The following is a 16,446-nucleotide window of genomic DNA, read 5'->3' as shown; positions in this document are numbered from 1 at the left end:
TATGTTACGTATTGCCGACAAAACGTTTGATTCACATCTGTTCACCGGTACCGGAAAATTTGCCTCATCGCAGCTGATGGTCGAGGCGCTTCGCGCCTCCGGCAGCCAGCTGGTGACGCTGGCGATGAAGCGCGTGGATTTGCGCCAGCATAACGATGCCATTCTGGCCCCGCTTATCGACGCGGGCGTGACGCTGCTGCCTAACACCTCCGGAGCGAAAACCGCTGAAGAGGCGATTTTCGCCGCCCAACTGGCGCGTGAAGCGTTGGGCACAAACTGGCTGAAATTAGAAATCCACCCGGATGCCCGCTGGCTATTGCCCGATCCCATCGAAACGCTAAAAGCCGCCGAAGCGCTGGTGAAACAGGGCTTTGTGGTGCTGCCCTACTGCGGTGCGGACCCGGTACTGTGCAAGCGGCTGGAAGACGTGGGCTGCGCGGCGGTGATGCCGCTCGGCGCACCTATCGGCTCTAACCAGGGGCTGGAAACCAAAGCGATGCTGGAGATTATTATCCAGCAGGCGACCGTGCCGGTAGTGGTTGATGCAGGCATCGGCGTGCCCAGCCACGCCACGCAGGCGCTGGAAATGGGCGCCGACGCAGTTTTGGTCAACACGGCAATCGCGGTAGCCGACAGCCCGGTGATGATGGCCACCGCTTTCCGTCTGGCAGTTGAAGCAGGCCTTTTGGCGCGCCAGGCGGTACCTGGAAGCAAAAGCTCGCTGGCAAATCCCACCAGCCCGTTAACCGGATTCCTGGAGGCCTTCGCATGAAAACGTTCAGCGACCGCTGGCGACAACTGGACTGGGACGACATCCGCCTGCGCATCAACGGTAAAACCGCCGCTGACGTGGAACGCGCCCTCAACGCTTCACAGCTTAGCCGCGATGATTTGATGGCGCTGCTCTCCCCTGCCGCCGCCGACTATCTGGAGCCGCTGGCACAGCGGGCGCAAAAGCTCACCCGCCAGCGTTTTGGCAACACGGTGAGCTTTTACGTGCCGTTGTATCTCTCCAACCTATGTGCCAACGACTGCACCTACTGCGGTTTTTCGATGAGCAACCGTATCAAACGCAAAACGCTGGACGAAGATGAGATACAACGTGAGTGTGCGGCTATCCGCGAGCTGGGCTTTGAGCATCTGCTACTGGTCACCGGTGAACATCAGGCCAAAGTGGGGATGGATTACTTTCGTCGCCATTTGCCTGCCATTCGCCGCCAGTTTGCCTCTTTACAGATGGAAGTACAGCCGCTGTCAGAGGCTGAATATGCGGAGCTGAAGACGCTGGGGCTGGATGGAGTGATGGTATATCAGGAGAGCTATCATGAGGCGATTTACGCCCGCCACCATCTGAAGGGGAAAAAGCAGGATTTCTTCTGGCGACTGGAAACGCCGGACCGGCTGGGCCGCGCAGGGATCGACAAAATCGGTCTTGGCGCGTTGATTGGTTTGTCCGACAGTTGGCGGGTGGACTGCTATATGGTAGCTGAACATCTGCTGTGGATGCAGCAGCATTACTGGCAGAGCCGCTACTCTATCTCCTTCCCTCGCCTGCGCCCATGCACCGGAGGCGTTGAGCCTGCATCGATCATGGATGAGCGACAGTTGGTCCAGACCATTTGCGCGTTTCGTTTACTGGCACCAGAAATTGAGCTGTCGCTCTCCACCCGCGAATCGCCATGGTTTCGTGACCATGTGATCCCGTTGGCGATCAACAACGTCAGCGCCTTCTCTAAAACCCAGCCCGGCGGTTATGCCGATAACCACCCCGAACTGGAACAGTTCTCTCCGCACGACGATCGTCGCCCGGAAGCCGTTGCTGAAGCACTCATGGCGCAGGGATTACAGCCCGTGTGGAAAGACTGGGACAGCTATCTGGGACGCGCCGCCCAGATGCCCTAAGTCCAACGCTATCGCATAAACAAAAAAACCCGCTTTCGCGGGTTTTTTCTTCACTGGCACTTAACTGCTCAGGCTCTGGCCTTCATCGCTATCGTAAGCGTTCGTGAAATTATCGGCGATTACAGCGCGATAACGTTAACAGCAGACGGACCTTTAGCGCCGTTCTCAACAGAGAACTCCACTTTTTGACCTTCGTCTAAGGTTTTAAAATCGTTGCTCTGGATAGCGGAGAAATGCACAAACACATCCTTGCTACCGTCCTGAGGGGTGATAAAGCCAAAGCCTTTCTCAGGGTTAAACCATTTTACTAAACCAGTCATTTTGTTAGACATAGATACTTCCTTTCATGTTTTTGAGCCGCTTATGCAGCGAAGATGGCCTGTTTTGCAGAAATTAACTTATGGGGCACTTAGGGAGGAGGCTCATGAAGAAGAGTATCTGAGGATAACGCTTGAACTGAGAACTGCTTTACTAAAACTGCTTGCATAAGGTCTGTGTTCCAAACCGATGCCGCTATAGTAGACCTACTTCTAATCATTAAGCAAGAATTAATTTTTTTAATACTCACTGAGTGATGCAATGTTGAACCAACGCGGCTAAGCATCCTGGATAACAGCTTGATCTACAATGAACAAAAGCCCCGACTATTGCAGTCAGGGCTTTACGTTACTACACACTTCAAATTTAACATTAATAAACTTAACGATTTAATACTGCTGATGGTACTACTTTAAAATGTACACGTTTACTACAGATAATATTGGATATTGATACTAACTAAAGCTTTCCTCTATTTACCGTTAAACACATTCCACCCGCTTGATAATAGAACTCAAGGCTGGTGACCTAAACAAGTACACTTCCCCTCGCGACATATACTCTTTGATGCGTTGCCTTATTTTCCTCGTGATAACCAAAAAAGCAGAAATCACGAATAATTACTATTAAATCATGGCGTTACATCGTCTCGTTTTACTGATTTTTTGCGATTAGATATATCAACTACGTGGCCTGAAAGCATTGTCGAAGTGAAAAAATAGCGTTTTCAGCATCGACTATCCCATACAAAAAATACTCCGTGGCCTTTATCGCAAACCCCAATCGAGCTCTACTAACACTTACTACGTTAACAGCAAATGACAATTTCTCCGCTGTTAAGTATTAACATACGGGTTTAAAAAACGCTGTCAATACTGTTTTTTATAACATGTCTTTATTGACAGTAATTATATATTCCAGCATGTGATAAGCGAGTCAAAAAGCCGCCGGCCCTGGTGCAGATCATCGGGTTTTGCCTCTTTTTGTAACCGGTTTCAGAAAAAGTGATTTTCTTTGTGATGCCTTGCACACAATCGTTGCAAAGCAGTTGTTGCTACAGCTGGCTCGCGATAATTATCAACCCACACATGTTGATCGAGACTGCTTATGAAAAACATCGTTTTATGCTGTGCCGCCGGAATGTCCACCAGCATGCTGGTGCAAAGGATGAAAGATGCCGCCCAGAAAAAAGGCGTCGACGTCACTATCAAAGCGGTCCCGGTGGCTGAGTTTGCAGAGAATATTGCCACTGCAGATATTGTTTTACTCGGTCCACAGGTTAAGTATGAGCAGGCCAAGCTGCAGGCGCTTGCTGACCCGTTAGGTAAAAAGGTCGCGGTGATCGATATGATGGATTACGGCATGATGAAAGGTGATGCCGTACTGGATAAAGCGCTGAAACTGCTGGAGTAATGGCATGGAAGAGTTAGAAACAATCATCATGGAATTACTCGTTAATGCGGGTGCTGCCCGCAGCCAGGCCCTGACAGCGCTACAACTGGCGCGTAAAGGGGATTTCCCCGGTGCAGAACAAGCGATGACGGAATCACGCGAGTACGTTAAACAAGCGCATAAAATTCAGACCCAGCTGATCGGAATTGACGAAGGTACCGGCAAGCTTCCGGTTAATCTCATCACCGTCCATTCGCAGGACCATCTGATGAACGCGATGGTGATTCAGGATCTGGCGGGCGACATGATTGAACTTTATCGGCGCTTACCGCCGGTAAATTAATGACATTGCCGGATAGCTTCGTCGCCTCGTAGGCCTGATAAGCACAGCGCCATCAGGCATAAACACAGACATAAAAAAACCCGCCGAAGCGGGTTTTTTATTATGGTCAGCAACGATTAATCGTTGTCAGAACCGCCCAGGCCTGCGTTCAGCAGTTCTGCCAGGCTGGCAGACGCATCTTCAGCAGTCACCTGCGGAGCAGCTGGCAGTTCGCCCGCTGCGCGACGGCGCATACGATCCTGGTGGTACGCGTAACCGGTACCTGCCGGGATCAGACGACCCACGATTACGTTCTCTTTCAGACCGCGCAGTTCATCACGTTTACCTGCAACAGCGGCTTCGGTCAGGACACGCGTGGTTTCCTGGAACGATGCTGCAGAGATGAAGGACTCGGTTGCCAGAGACGCTTTGGTGATACCCAGCAGATCGCGGGAGAACGTTGCACCCACTTTGCCGTTCGCTTCCAGCTCTCGGTTAGCGATCTTGACGCGGGAGTATTCAACCTGCTCGCCTTCCAGGAAGTCGGAGCTACCAGCGCTTTCGATGGTGGCTTTACGCAGCATCTGACGAACGATAACTTCGATGTGTTTATCGTTAATCTTAACGCCCTGCAGACGGTATACGTCCTGAACTTCGTTAACGATGTAACGAGTTACAGCATGCACACCACGCAGACGCAGGATGTCATGCGGCGCTTCCGGACCGTCGGAAACCACGTCACCACGTTCTACACGTTCACCTTCGAACACGTTGAGCTGACGCCATTTCGGAATCATCTCTTCGTACGGTTCGCTACCGTCTACCGGGGTGATAACCAGACGACGTTTCCCTTTGGTTTCTTTACCGAAGGAAATGATGCCGCTGATTTCAGCCAGGATTGCCGGCTCTTTCGGACGACGTGCTTCGAACAGGTCCGCAACGCGCGGCAGACCACCGGTGATATCCTTGGTACCGCCGGATTCCTGCGGAACACGCGCCAGGGTGTCACCAGAACTGATCTGTACGCCATCTTCCAGCTGAACAATCGCTTTACCCGGCAGGAAGTACTGAGCAGGCATATCGGTGCCTGGGATCAGAACGTCGTTGCCCTGAGCATCAACAATTTTCAGTGCCGGACGCAGGTCTTTACCGCCCGCAGTACGCTCTGCAGAATCCAGAACCACCAGAGAAGACAGACCGGTCAGCTCGTCGGTCTGACGAGTAATGGTCTGGCCGTCGATCATGTCAGTGAAGCGGACAAAACCACTCACTTCGGTGATAACCGGCATGGTGTGCGGATCCCAGTTTGCTACGGTTTCGCCGCCAGCAACCTGTTCGCCATCACCTTTCGCCATAACGGAGCCGTAAGGCACTTTATAGCTTTCTTTGGTACGGCCGAATTCGTCGATCAGTTTCAGTTCGGTGTTACGTGAGGTGATAACCAGTTTGCCGCTGGAGTTCACAACCGACTTCGCATTGCTCAGACGGATGCTACCTTTGTTTTTCACCTGGATGCTGGATTCAGCAGCCGCACGAGATGCCGCACCACCGATGTGGAACGTACGCATCGTCAGCTGTGTACCCGGTTCACCGATGGACTGTGCCGCGATAACGCCGATTGCTTCACCTTTGTTGATGATGTGGCCACGCGCCAGGTCACGACCGTAGCAGTGCGCACATACACCAAAGTCGGTGTCACAAGATACGACGGAACGTACTTTGACGGAGTCAACGGAGTTCTCTTCCAGCAGATCACACCACTGTTCGTGCAGCAGCGTGTTGCGTGGAACCAGAATATCCGCCGTACCCGGCTTCAGAACGTCTTCAGCAGTTACACGACCCAGAACGCGATCGCGCAGCGGCTCTTTAACGTCACCACCCTCGATAACCGGGGTCATGGTGATGCCTTCCAGAGTGCCGCAATCGTCTTCAGTAACAACCAGGTCCTGCGCAACGTCGACCAGACGACGAGTCAGATAACCGGAGTTCGCTGTTTTCAGTGCGGTATCCGCCAGACCTTTACGCGCACCGTGAGTAGAGATGAAGTACTGGAGTACGTTCAGACCTTCACGGAAGTTCGCGGTGATTGGCGTTTCGATGATGGAGCCATCTGGCTTCGCCATCAGACCACGCATACCGGCCAGCTGACGAATCTGTGCTGCAGAACCACGCGCACCGGAGTCGGCCATCATGTAGATGCTGTTGAAGGAAACCTGCTGCTCTTCTACGCCGTCACGGTTAATAACGGTTTCGGTTTGCAGGTTATCCATCATCGCTTTGGATACACGATCGTTCGCCGCAGCCCAGATATCGATAACTTTGTTATAGCGTTCGCCCGCGGTTACCAGACCAGACTGGAACTGCTCCTGGATCTCAGCAACTTCAGCTTCTGCTTCAGAGATGATCTCGTGTTTCTTCTCCGGGATGACCATGTCATCAATACCAACAGATGCACCGGAACGCGCTGCATAAGCAAAGCCGGTATACATTGTCTGGTCAGCGAAGATAACGGTCGGCTTCAGGCCCAGAATGCGGTAACAGGTGTTCAGCATTTTGGAGATTGCTTTCTTGCCCAGCGCCTGGTTGACGATGGAGAAAGGCAGACCTTTCGGTACGATCATCCACAGAATGGCGCGACCTACGGTCGTGTCTTTCAGGCTGGTGTGCGCAACGAATTCGCCGTTTTCATCTTTTTCATATTCAGTGATACGCACTTTAACGCGCGCATGCAGAGAGGCCAGACCTGCGCGATAGATACGCTCAGCTTCTTTCGGGCCAGTCAGCACCATGCCTTCGCCTTTGGCGTTAACACAGTCACGGGTCATGTAGTACAGACCCAATACAACGTCCTGAGACGGAACGATGATAGGTTCGCCGTTCGCCGGAGACAGGATGTTGTTAGTAGACATCATCAGCGCACGCGCTTCGAGCTGGGCTTCCAGCGTCAGCGGTACGTGGACAGCCATCTGGTCACCATCGAAGTCGGCGTTATATGCCGCACAAACCAGCGGGTGCAGCTGGATAGCTTTACCTTCGATCAGTACCGGTTCAAATGCCTGGATACCCAGACGGTGCAGTGTTGGTGCACGGTTCAGCAGTACCGGGTGTTCGCGGATAACTTCGTCCAGGATATCCCAAACGACAGCTTCTTCACGCTCAACCATTTTCTTAGCGGCTTTGATGGTGGTGGCCAGGCCACGCAGTTCCAGCTTGCCGTAAATGAACGGTTTGAACAGTTCCAGTGCCATTTTCTTCGGCAGACCGCACTGATGCAGACGCAGGTATGGACCTACGGTGATTACAGAACGACCGGAGTAGTCAACACGCTTACCGAGCAGGTTCTGACGGAAACGACCCTGTTTACCTTTGATCATGTCAGCCAAAGATTTCAGAGGACGTTTGTTAGAACCGGTGATCGCACGACCGCGACGACCGTTATCCAGCAGGGCGTCAACCGCTTCCTGCAGCATACGTTTTTCGTTGCGTACGATGATGTCCGGCGCAGCCAGATCCAGCAGACGCTTCAGACGGTTGTTACGGTTGATAACGCGACGATACAGATCGTTCAGATCCGACGTTGCGAAACGACCACCATCCAGCGGAACCAGCGGACGCAGATCTGGCGGCAGAACCGGCAGAACGGTCAGGATCATCCACTCTGGCTTGTTGCCAGACTGTACGAAGGCTTCCAGCAGTTTGATACGCTTGGTCAGCTTCTTACGCTTGGTTTCGGAGTTAGTTTCGTTCAGCTCTTCGCGCAGAGTTTCACACTCTTGCTCCAGATCCATGCTCTTCAGCAGGGCCTGAATAGCTTCCGCACCCATCTTCGCGTCAAATTCGTCACCGAACTCTTCCAGCGCGTCCAGATACTGCTCTTCAGTCAGGATCTGTTGACGTTCCAGGTTAGTCATACCGCCTTCGATAACCACATAAGATTCGAAGTACAGTACACGTTCGATATCACGCAGCGGCATATCGAGCAGCAAACCGATACGGGACGGCAGAGATTTCAGGAACCAGATGTGAGCGGTCGGAGACGCCAGCTCGATGTGGCCCATACGCTCACGGCGTACTTTGGTCTGGGTCACTTCAACGCCGCACTTCTCACAGATCACACCACGGTGTTTCAGGCGCTTGTACTTACCGCACAGGCACTCGTAGTCTTTTACCGGCCCAAAGATACGGGCGCAGAAAAGGCCGTCACGTTCAGGTTTGAACGTACGGTAGTTGATGGTTTCCGGCTTCTTAACTTCACCGAAAGACCATGAACGGATCATGTCTGGCGAGGCCAGAGCAATTTTGATCGCATCAAACTCTTCGGTTTTAGTCTGCGCTTTCAGAAACTTTAATAAATCTTTCACGGATTTGCTCCCGTCGGAGTTAGCACAATCTGGCGCTGGCTGTTACGCCAGCACCAGTGACCTGTTTGATCGAGAGTTACTCGTCTTCCAGCTCGATGTTGATACCCAGCGAACGAATCTCTTTCAACAATACGTTGAAGGATTCCGGCATGCCTGGTTCCATCTGATGGTTGCCGTCCACGATGTTTTTATACATCTTAGTACGACCGTTCACGTCATCAGACTTAACGGTGAGCATTTCCTGCAGGGTGTATGCCGCGCCGTATGCTTCAAGCGCCCACACTTCCATCTCCCCGAAGCGCTGACCACCGAACTGCGCCTTACCACCCAGCGGCTGCTGAGTAACCAGGCTGTAAGAACCGGTAGAACGCGCATGCATCTTGTCATCAACCAGGTGGTTCAGTTTCAGCATGTACATGTAGCCAACGGTAACCTGGCGCTCGAACTGCTCACCGGTACGACCGTCGAACAGTGTGATCTGACCGGAAGTCGGCAGGCCACCCAGCTGTAACAGTTCCTTGATTTCAGACTCTTTCGCACCGTCGAATACCGGCGTTGCGATCGGCATACCTTTTTTCAGGTTTTCAGCCAGACGCAGAACTTCTTCATCACTGAAGGTATTCAGGTCAACTTTCTGACGAACATCTGAACCCAGATCGTAAGCACGCTGGATGAATTCGCGCAGTTTCGCGACTTCCTGCTGCTGTTTCAGCATGGCGTTGATCTTATCGCCAATACCTTTTGCAGCCATACCCAGGTGGGTTTCAAGGATCTGACCGATGTTCATACGCGATGGTACGCCCAGCGGGTTCAGTACGATATCTACCGGCGTACCGTTAGCATCGTGTGGCATATCTTCGATCGGGTTGATCTTAGAGATTACACCCTTGTTACCGTGACGACCTGCCATCTTATCACCAGGCTGGATCCGACGTTTAACCGCCAGATAAACCTTAACAATCTTCAGCACGCCCGGTGCCAGATCGTCGCCCTGAGTGATTTTACGGCGTTTCGCTTCGAGTTTTTTCTCGAATTCGTGTTTCAGTTCGTCGTACTGCTCAGCCAGTTGTTCCAGCTGATTCTGTTTTTCTTCGTCGGTCAGGCCGAGTTCTAACCAGCGGTCGCGTGGCAGTTTGTCGAGCTTCTCAGCTTCAACACCACCGGAAACCAGCACAGCGTAGATACGGCTGAACAGGCCAGCTTCGAGGATCTGCAGTTCTTCAGACAGGTCTTTTTTCGCCTGCTTCAGCTGCATCTCTTCGATTTCCAGCGCACGTTTGTCTTTTTCTATGCCATCGCGAGTAAAGACCTGAACGTCGATAATCGTACCGGAAACACCGTTTGGCACGCGCAGAGAAGAGTCTTTAACGTCAGACGCTTTCTCACCGAAGATCGCACGCAGCAGCTTCTCTTCTGGCGTCAGTTGGGTTTCACCTTTCGGCGTTACCTTACCAACCAGAATGTCGCCACCGGTCACTTCCGCACCGATATAAACGATACCGGATTCATCCAGTTTGGAGAGCGCAGCTTCACCCACGTTCGGGATGTCAGCGGTGATCTCTTCTGGCCCCAGCTTGGTGTCACGGGACACGCATGCCAGTTCCTGAATGTGGATGGTGGTGAAACGGTCTTCCTGGACAACACGCTCGGATACGAGGATGGAGTCTTCGAAGTTGTAACCATTCCATGGCATGAATGCCACGCGCATGTTCTGGCCCAGCGCCAGTTCACCGAGGTCGGTGGACGGACCGTCTGCCAGCACATCACCACGTTCAACCGGCTCGCCCAGAGATACGCAAGGCATCTGGTTGATACAGGTGTTCTGGTTAGAACGGGTGTATTTGGTCAGGTTATAAATGTCGATACCTGCTTCGCCCGGGTACATCTCGTCTTCGTTAACTTTGATAACGATACGGGAAGCATCCACGTACTGAACAGTACCGCCACGTTTAGCAACTGCAGTAACACCGGAGTCAACGGCAACAGCACGTTCCATACCGGTACCAACCAGCGGCTTATCAGCGCGCAGAGTCGGAACCGCCTGACGTTGCATGTTCGCACCCATCAATGCACGGTTGGCGTCATCGTGTTCCAGGAACGGGATCAGGGACGCACCGACGGATACCACCTGCTGGGTGGATACGTCCATGTAGTCAACCTGATCACGGCTGAACAAGCTGGATTCGCCTTTGCTACGGCAGGTAACCAGATCTTCTACAAAGTGCCCTTCGTCATCCAGGTTGGAGTTCGCCTGAGCGATAACGTAGTTGCCTTCTTCGATAGCAGACAGGTAATGAATTTCGTCAGTTACAACACCGTCGGTCACTTTACGGTACGGCGTCTCGAGGAAGCCGTATTCGTTAGTCTGTGCATACACGGACAGGGAGTTGATCAGACCGATGTTCGGACCTTCAGGCGTTTCGATTGGACATACGCGACCGTAGTGAGTCGGGTGTACGTCTCGAACTTCGAAGCCTGCGCGTTCACGGGTCAGACCGCCTGGGCCGAGTGCAGAGATACGACGTTTGTGCGTAATCTCAGACAGCGGGTTGTTCTGGTCCATAAACTGAGACAGCTGGCTGGAACCAAAGAACTCTTTCACTGCTGCAGAAATCGGCTTGGCGTTGATCATATCCTGAGGCATCAGGGTATCCAGATCGCCCAGAGACAGACGCTCTTTCACCGCACGCTCAACACGTACCAGGCCAACGCGGAATTGGTTTTCCGCCATTTCGCCTACGGAACGGATACGACGGTTGCCGAGGTGGTCGATATCATCGACTTCGCCTTTACCGTTACGGATATCGATGAGCTTCTTCATCACTTCGATGATGTCGTCTTTGCTCAGGATACCGGAACCTTCGATTTCGTCGCGCAGCAGAGAACGGTTGAACTTCATACGACCGACCGCGGACAGGTCATAGCGGTCTTCGGAGAAGAACAGGTTCTCGAACAGGCTTTCAGCAGCTTCACGAGTCGGCGGCTCACCAGGGCGCATCATGCGGTAGATTTCTACCAGTGCGCTCAGACGATCGTTGGTTGGGTCGACGCGTACAGTTTCAGAAATGTACGGACCGTGGTCCAGATCGTTAGTGAACAGCGTTTCGATACGTTTGTGGCCAGACTGGCTCAGCTTAGCCAGCAGATCCAGGCTCAGCTCCATGTTAGCTGCGCAGATCAACTCGCCAGTAGATTCGTCAACGTAGTCTTTAGCCGCAACTTTACCAGCAATGTATTCAACCGGAACTTCGATATGTTTGATATCGTCTTTTTCCAGTTGGCGAATGTGGCGCGCAGTGATGCGACGGCCTTTTTCGACGTACACTTTGCCGTTAGCTTCGATGTCAAAGGAGGCGGTTTCACCACGCAGGCGTTCCGGCACCAGTTCCATCTGCAGCTTGTTGTCACGAATTTCGAAAACAACTTTCTCAAAGAACAGGTCAAGGATCTGCTCAGTGGTGTAGTTCAGCGCACGCAGGATAATGGTCGCAGGCAGTTTACGGCGACGGTCAATACGTACGAACAGGTTGTCCTTCGGATCGAATTCGAAGTCCAGCCAGGATCCACGGTAAGGAATGATGCGCGCGTTATACAGCACTTTACCCGAAGAGTGGGTTTTACCTTTGTCGGAGTCAAAGAAGACGCCAGGACTACGGTGCAGCTGAGAAACGATAACACGCTCAGTACCGTTGATAACAAAGGTACCGTTGTCAGTCATGAGCGGAATTTCGCCCATGTAGACTTCTTGTTCTTTAATGTCTTTTACGGTGCCTTCCGGCGCTTCGCGCTCGTAGATCACCAGACGTAGTTTTACGCGCAGCGGTGCGGAATAGGTCACGCCACGGATCTGACATTCCTGAACGTCAAACACCGGTTCGCCAAGGCGGTAGCTGACGTATTGCAGCTCGGAATTACCGCTGTAGCTCTGAATCGGGAAAACGGAACGGAAAGCTGCTTCCAGACCATACTGCCCTTCAGGATCTTGCTCGATGAACTTCTGAAACGAGTCAAGCTGGATAGAAAGGAGATAAGGTATGTCCAGTACTTGTGGACGTTTACCAAAATCCTTACGAATACGTTTTTTCTCGGTATAGGAGTAAACCATTAGGGTTCCTCAGCTCGCTGACAAGTCGACCCATCTGTCCGACGAAGGGACAGTTTGTGCAACACTATTTTGTTGACCGGAAAATCGAATACTTTCCGCAATGCCTGTTGCTATCACGCTTAAACCATTTCATTGCGATTTACACAGAACTGACGCTCTGTCGCAGTATATTAAGGCGTCGATAGAAACAAGCATTGAAAGGCACAGCAGTAGTCAAACAGTGTGAAATGCTACTGGCGCCTTACAGCGCAAAAAGGCTGGTGACTAAAAAGTCACCAGCCATCAGCCTAATTTCTTAGGCTGCAACCAGAAAAGTTGGCTTATTTAACTTCAACTTCAGCGCCAGCTTCTTCCAGAGATTTTTTCAGTGCTTCTGCGTCGTCTTTGCTCACGCCTTCTTTCAGCGCAGCCGGTGCAGATTCTACCAGGTCTTTAGCTTCTTTCAGACCCAGGCCAGTTGCGCCACGTACTGCTTTGATAACAGCAACTTTGTTAGCGCCAGCAGCTTTCAGAATTACGTCGAATTCAGTTTTTTCTTCAGCAGCTTCAGCCGGGCCCGCAGCTACAGCTACAGCAGCAGCAGCAGAAACACCGAATTTTTCTTCCATTGCAGAAATCAGTTCTACAACGTCCATTACGGACATAGCGGATACTGCTTCAATGATTTGATCTTTAGTGATAGACATTTAAATTGTTCCTGAAAATCAGAATAAGTTTATACGTAAGCAGATGCTTGAGAAAGATAACTGCGATTAAGCAGCTTCTTTCGCATCGCGTACAGCAGCCAGAGTACGAACCAGTTTGCCAGCCGAAGCTTCTTTCATGGTTGCCATCAGGCGTGCAATTGCTTCTTCGTAGGTCGGCAGGGTTGCCAGGCGATCGATGTTCGATGCCGTGATCAACTCACCTTCAAAGGCTGCGGCTTTGACCTCAAATTTTGCATTCGCTTTCGCGAACTCTTTGAACAGACGAGCAGCAGCGCCCGGGTGTTCCATAGAGTATGCAATCAGGGTCGGACCAACAAACGTGTCTTTCAGGCACTCGAACTGAGTACCTTCAACGACGCGGCGCAGCAGGGTGTTACGAACAACACGCATGTATACGCCAGCTTCACGACCTGCTTTACGCAGTTCAGTCATTTTATCTACAGTTACGCCACGGGAATCCGCAACTACTGCAGACAGCGCGCCTTTGGCTACTTCGCTGACTTCAGCAACAATCGCTTGTTTGTCTTGAAGATTTAAAGCCATTAGCTTTGCTCCTGGATGTTTGCCGGAACTCATGTTCCGGAACTCACTTCACTCTCCCCAACGGAGAGAGCGTCTAAATACGGTGAGCAGAAACAAGCCAGAGTATCAGAAATAATCTTAGCGTTCTGTCACCGTCTACGCAGGGCATTAAGTTTCTGACGAAACACCTGCGGTCTTCGACGGAGGCCTGGATAGGCCAGGCTCCAACGAACAAATCTTTTAGCCGCTAACTATTGTTAGCAAACGTGGGGGTAAGATTGTAGACAAAATCACCGCCCACGTAAAGGCGAATATTAGTTCGCCACAGTCGCAGTCAGACCGGACTGATCAACGGCAACACCAGCACCCATGGTGGTGGAGATGCTAACTTTCTTGATGTACACGCCTTTTGCCTGAGTCGGTTTTGCTTTTTTCAGCGCAACCAGCAGAGCTTCCAGGTTTTCTTTCAGTTTGTCAGCGTCAAAATCCACTTTACCGATGGTGGTGTGGATGATGCCGTTTTTGTCGTTACGGTAACGAACCTGACCCGCTTTAGCGTTCTTAACAGCTTCAGCAACGTTAGGGGTTACAGTACCAACCTTCGGGTTTGGCATCAGGCCGCGCGGACCCAGAACCTGACCCAGCTGGCCAACAACGCGCATTGCATCCGGGGAAGCAATAACAACGTCAAAGTTCATTTCGCCTTTCTTGATCTGGTCAGCCAGATCTTCCATACCTACCAGCTCAGCGCCTGCAGCTTTAGCAGCTTCAGCGTTTGCGCCCTGGGTAAATACGGCTACGCGAACGGAACGGCCAGTACCGTGCGGCAGTACAGTTGCACCACGTACGTTCTGGTCAGATTTACGAGCGTCGATGCCGAGGTTAACAGCAACGTCCACGCTTTCTACGAATTTAGCAGTGGCCAGCTCTTTCAGCAGAGCGATAGCTTCGTTGATGTCGTACTGCTTAGTAGCATCAACTTTGTCACGGATCACGGACATGCGCTTGGTCAGTTTAGCCATTTCTTAGTCCTCCACTACCAGGCCCATGGAACGTGCAGTACCTTCAATGGAGCGAGTCATCGCTTCAATGTCGGAACCAGTCATGTCGGCAGCTTTGGTCTGCGCGATTTCCTGCAGCTGAGCGCGGGAAATTTTACCCACTTTGTCTTTGTTCGGCTTGCCGGAACCAGACTTGATACCAGCAGCTTTCTTCAGCAGAACTGCTGCCGGAGGCGTTTTGGTAACGAAAGTGAAAGAACGGTCAGCGTAAACGGTGATAACAACCGGGATCGGCAGACCTTTTTCCATGGAATCAGTCTTAGCGTTGAACGCTTTGCAGAATTCCATGATGTTCACGCCTTGTTGACCCAGTGCTGGACCTACCGGCGGACTCGGGTTAGCCATACCAGCTGCAACCTGCAGCTTGACATAGGCTTGGACTTTCTTAGCCATTCTAAATTCCTCTGATTGGGTTATAGCGCCTCAAGGAGGCTCCCCGTGATTAAATTCGTTTTACGGATAGGATCCATAAAAACAAAAGGCGCGAAATTGTATTCCAATCTCGCGCCTTGTGCAACGATTAAATCGTCGCTTTTTTGATCGGCGTATTAGGCTTTTTCAACCTGAGCGAAGTCCAGTTCAACCGGAGTCGCACGACCGAAGATAGATACGGAAACTTTCAGACGAGACTTCTCGTAGTCCACTTCTTCAACGACGCCGTTAAAGTCAGCAAACGGACCGTCGCTAACGCGAACCATTTCACCTGGTTCAAACATCGTTTTCGGACGCGGCTTATCGCCAACCTGCTGCAGACGGTTCATGATCGCATCAACTTCTTTGTCGCTGATCGGCGCCGGACGGTCAGATGTACCGCCGATAAAGCCCATCACACGCGGCACACTGCGCACCAGGTGCCAGCTTGCATCATTCATCACCATCTGGACCAGTACATAGCCCGGGAAGAATTTACGTTCGCTCTTGCGACGCTGGCCGCCACGGATTTCGACCACTTCTTCGGTCGGCACCATGACTTCGCCAAACAGCTCTTCCATATTTTGTAACTTGATATATTCGCGCAGCGATGTGGCTACGCGGCCTTCAAAACCGGAAAACGCCTGAACGACGTACCAGCGCTTTTTAGGGGCTTCAGACATCTTAGAACCTCAGGCCAGTGATAAAGGATACCAGGCGAACCAGAATACCATCCAGTCCCCACAGGATCAGTGACATTACCGCAGTGACCGCAGCAACGATCAGCGTGGTGTGCAGCGTTTCCTGGCGAGTTGGCCAAATGACCTTACGGACTTCGGTTCTCGCTTCACGGGCAAAAGCAACGGTCGCTTTACCTTTTGTTGTCAACAGCGCGACACCACCCGCTGCGGCAATCAGAATCACTACGGCCAGCGCACGCAGCGGCAGCATCATGTCACGATAGAGGTAGTTGCCAACGATAGCTACAAGCAGCAATACAGCGACAACAACCCACTTCATCGCTTCCAGGCCGCGCCCGCTTCCTTGAGCTTCGGTATTCGCACTCATAAACCAACCTGTCAGAAGTATTCTACAAACATTTTCACCCCGCGTAAGCGAGGCGATCCAAACCGAAATGCTCTGGTGCGTTTCGGACTAAACGCCCTCTTCAGAGCCTGTCTCAGCAATGATTATGACAAAAAAAATCACTGATGAGCCAGGTTCTGGTGTGAAAGCGTGCAAAAAGGGCATCAAATGATGCCCTTTTATTGCGCATTGCGTCAAATGTTATTCGGCAATTAGCTCATTACTTTGGCAACAACGCCCGCACCTACAGTACGGCCGC

At 51.9% G+C, this 16,446-nt stretch carries 13 protein-coding genes; 4 read left to right on the top strand and 9 right to left on the bottom strand.

Annotation, left to right across the window (positions count from 1 at the left end; translation table 11 throughout):
• The first annotated feature begins 1 nt into the window (after position 1).
• Both thiG and thiH read left to right on the top strand, forming a co-directional pair.
• A complete protein-coding gene (gene thiG, locus FDX24_RS18750) occupies positions 2-772 on the top strand; it encodes a thiazole synthase (protein ID WP_137364754.1) in 771 nt (256 codons plus the stop codon).
• A complete protein-coding gene (thiH, locus tag FDX24_RS18745) occupies positions 769-1,902 on the top strand; it encodes a 2-iminoacetate synthase ThiH (protein ID WP_137364753.1) in 1,134 nt (377 codons plus the stop codon). The genes thiG and thiH overlap by 4 nt, the downstream gene beginning before the upstream one ends.
• Positions 1,903-2,021: 119 nt before the next feature.
• On the opposite strand, the gene cspA is transcribed toward thiH, so the two are convergent.
• Positions 2,022-2,234, bottom strand: coding sequence for an RNA chaperone/antiterminator CspA (gene cspA / locus FDX24_RS18740; RefSeq protein ID WP_048214120.1), 213 nt, complete (start codon positions 2,232-2,234; stop codon positions 2,022-2,024).
• Between the two features lie 1,093 nt (positions 2,235-3,327).
• Here cspA and FDX24_RS18735 point away from each other — a divergent pair.
• Both FDX24_RS18735 and FDX24_RS18730 read left to right on the top strand, forming a co-directional pair.
• Positions 3,328-3,633 carry a PTS sugar transporter subunit IIB gene (locus FDX24_RS18735; protein ID WP_048214121.1) on the top strand — a complete coding sequence of 102 codons (306 nt, stop codon included), beginning with the start codon at positions 3,328-3,330 and terminating at the stop codon, positions 3,631-3,633.
• A gap of 4 nt (positions 3,634-3,637) precedes the next feature.
• Positions 3,638-3,955 (top strand): PTS lactose/cellobiose transporter subunit IIA, encoded by a 318-nt coding sequence (locus tag FDX24_RS18730; protein WP_043018018.1) that lies wholly within the window; start codon positions 3,638-3,640, stop codon positions 3,953-3,955.
• A gap of 116 nt (positions 3,956-4,071) precedes the next feature.
• Here the strand turns inward: FDX24_RS18730 and rpoC are convergent, their stop codons facing one another.
• The 8 genes from rpoC to secE form a co-directional block, all read right to left on the bottom strand.
• On the bottom strand, positions 4,072-8,295 hold the full coding sequence (gene rpoC / locus FDX24_RS18725; RefSeq protein WP_003033107.1) for a DNA-directed RNA polymerase subunit beta': 4,224 nt from the start codon (positions 8,293-8,295) through the stop codon (positions 4,072-4,074).
• A gap of 76 nt (positions 8,296-8,371) precedes the next feature.
• Positions 8,372-12,400 (bottom strand): DNA-directed RNA polymerase subunit beta, encoded by a 4,029-nt coding sequence (gene rpoB / locus FDX24_RS18720; protein WP_137364752.1) that lies wholly within the window; start codon positions 12,398-12,400, stop codon positions 8,372-8,374.
• A 320-nt stretch (positions 12,401-12,720) separates the two neighbouring features.
• A complete protein-coding gene (gene rplL, locus FDX24_RS18715; RefSeq protein WP_000028882.1) occupies positions 12,721-13,086 on the bottom strand; it encodes a 50S ribosomal protein L7/L12 in 366 nt (121 codons plus the stop codon).
• 66 nt (positions 13,087-13,152) lie between these two features.
• Positions 13,153-13,650: a 50S ribosomal protein L10 gene (rplJ, locus tag FDX24_RS18710; protein ID WP_005132895.1), complete on the bottom strand. Its 498-nt coding sequence runs from the start codon at positions 13,648-13,650 to the stop codon at positions 13,153-13,155.
• A 293-nt stretch (positions 13,651-13,943) separates the two neighbouring features.
• A complete protein-coding gene (gene rplA, locus FDX24_RS18705) occupies positions 13,944-14,651 on the bottom strand; it encodes a 50S ribosomal protein L1 (RefSeq protein WP_005132897.1) in 708 nt (235 codons plus the stop codon).
• A gap of 3 nt (positions 14,652-14,654) precedes the next feature.
• Entirely contained in the window at positions 14,655-15,083 is a 429-nt protein-coding gene (gene rplK, locus FDX24_RS18700) for a 50S ribosomal protein L11 (RefSeq protein ID WP_003033122.1), read from the bottom strand.
• 155 nt (positions 15,084-15,238) lie between these two features.
• Entirely contained in the window at positions 15,239-15,784 is a 546-nt protein-coding gene (nusG, locus tag FDX24_RS18695; protein ID WP_003033125.1) for a transcription termination/antitermination protein NusG, read from the bottom strand.
• Position 15,785: 1 nt separating this feature from the next.
• A complete protein-coding gene (gene secE / locus FDX24_RS18690) occupies positions 15,786-16,169 on the bottom strand; it encodes a preprotein translocase subunit SecE (RefSeq protein WP_003033128.1) in 384 nt (127 codons plus the stop codon).
• Positions 16,170-16,446: the final 277 nt, after the last annotated feature.

Origin of the sequence: Citrobacter sp. wls716, assembly GCF_005280975.1 — a bacterium.
Lineage (GTDB): Bacteria > Pseudomonadota > Gammaproteobacteria > Enterobacterales > Enterobacteriaceae > Citrobacter > Citrobacter youngae.
This window is presented reverse-complemented; position numbering and strand designations above follow the sequence as displayed.

Coding starts and splice junctions, on each gene's coding strand:
- rplK (WP_003033122.1), bottom strand. CDS start 15,083: ATGGCTAAGAAAGTCCAAGCCTATGTCAAGCTGCAGGTTGCAGCTGGT.
- FDX24_RS18735 (WP_048214121.1), top strand. CDS start 3,328: ATGAAAAACATCGTTTTATGCTGTGCCGCCGGAATGTCCACCAGCATG.
- rplA (WP_005132897.1), bottom strand. CDS start 14,651: ATGGCTAAACTGACCAAGCGCATGTCCGTGATCCGTGACAAAGTTGAT.
- FDX24_RS18730 (WP_043018018.1), top strand. CDS start 3,638: ATGGAAGAGTTAGAAACAATCATCATGGAATTACTCGTTAATGCGGGT.
- secE (WP_003033128.1), bottom strand. CDS start 16,169: ATGAGTGCGAATACCGAAGCTCAAGGAAGCGGGCGCGGCCTGGAAGCG.
- thiG (WP_137364754.1), top strand. CDS start 2: ATGTTACGTATTGCCGACAAAACGTTTGATTCACATCTGTTCACCGGT.
- rpoB (WP_137364752.1), bottom strand. CDS start 12,400: ATGGTTTACTCCTATACCGAGAAAAAACGTATTCGTAAGGATTTTGGT.
- nusG (WP_003033125.1), bottom strand. CDS start 15,784: ATGTCTGAAGCCCCTAAAAAGCGCTGGTACGTCGTTCAGGCGTTTTCC.
- rplL (WP_000028882.1), bottom strand. CDS start 13,086: ATGTCTATCACTAAAGATCAAATCATTGAAGCAGTATCCGCTATGTCC.
- thiH (WP_137364753.1), top strand. CDS start 769: ATGAAAACGTTCAGCGACCGCTGGCGACAACTGGACTGGGACGACATC.
- cspA (WP_048214120.1), bottom strand. CDS start 2,234: ATGTCTAACAAAATGACTGGTTTAGTAAAATGGTTTAACCCTGAGAAA.
- rplJ (WP_005132895.1), bottom strand. CDS start 13,650: ATGGCTTTAAATCTTCAAGACAAACAAGCGATTGTTGCTGAAGTCAGC.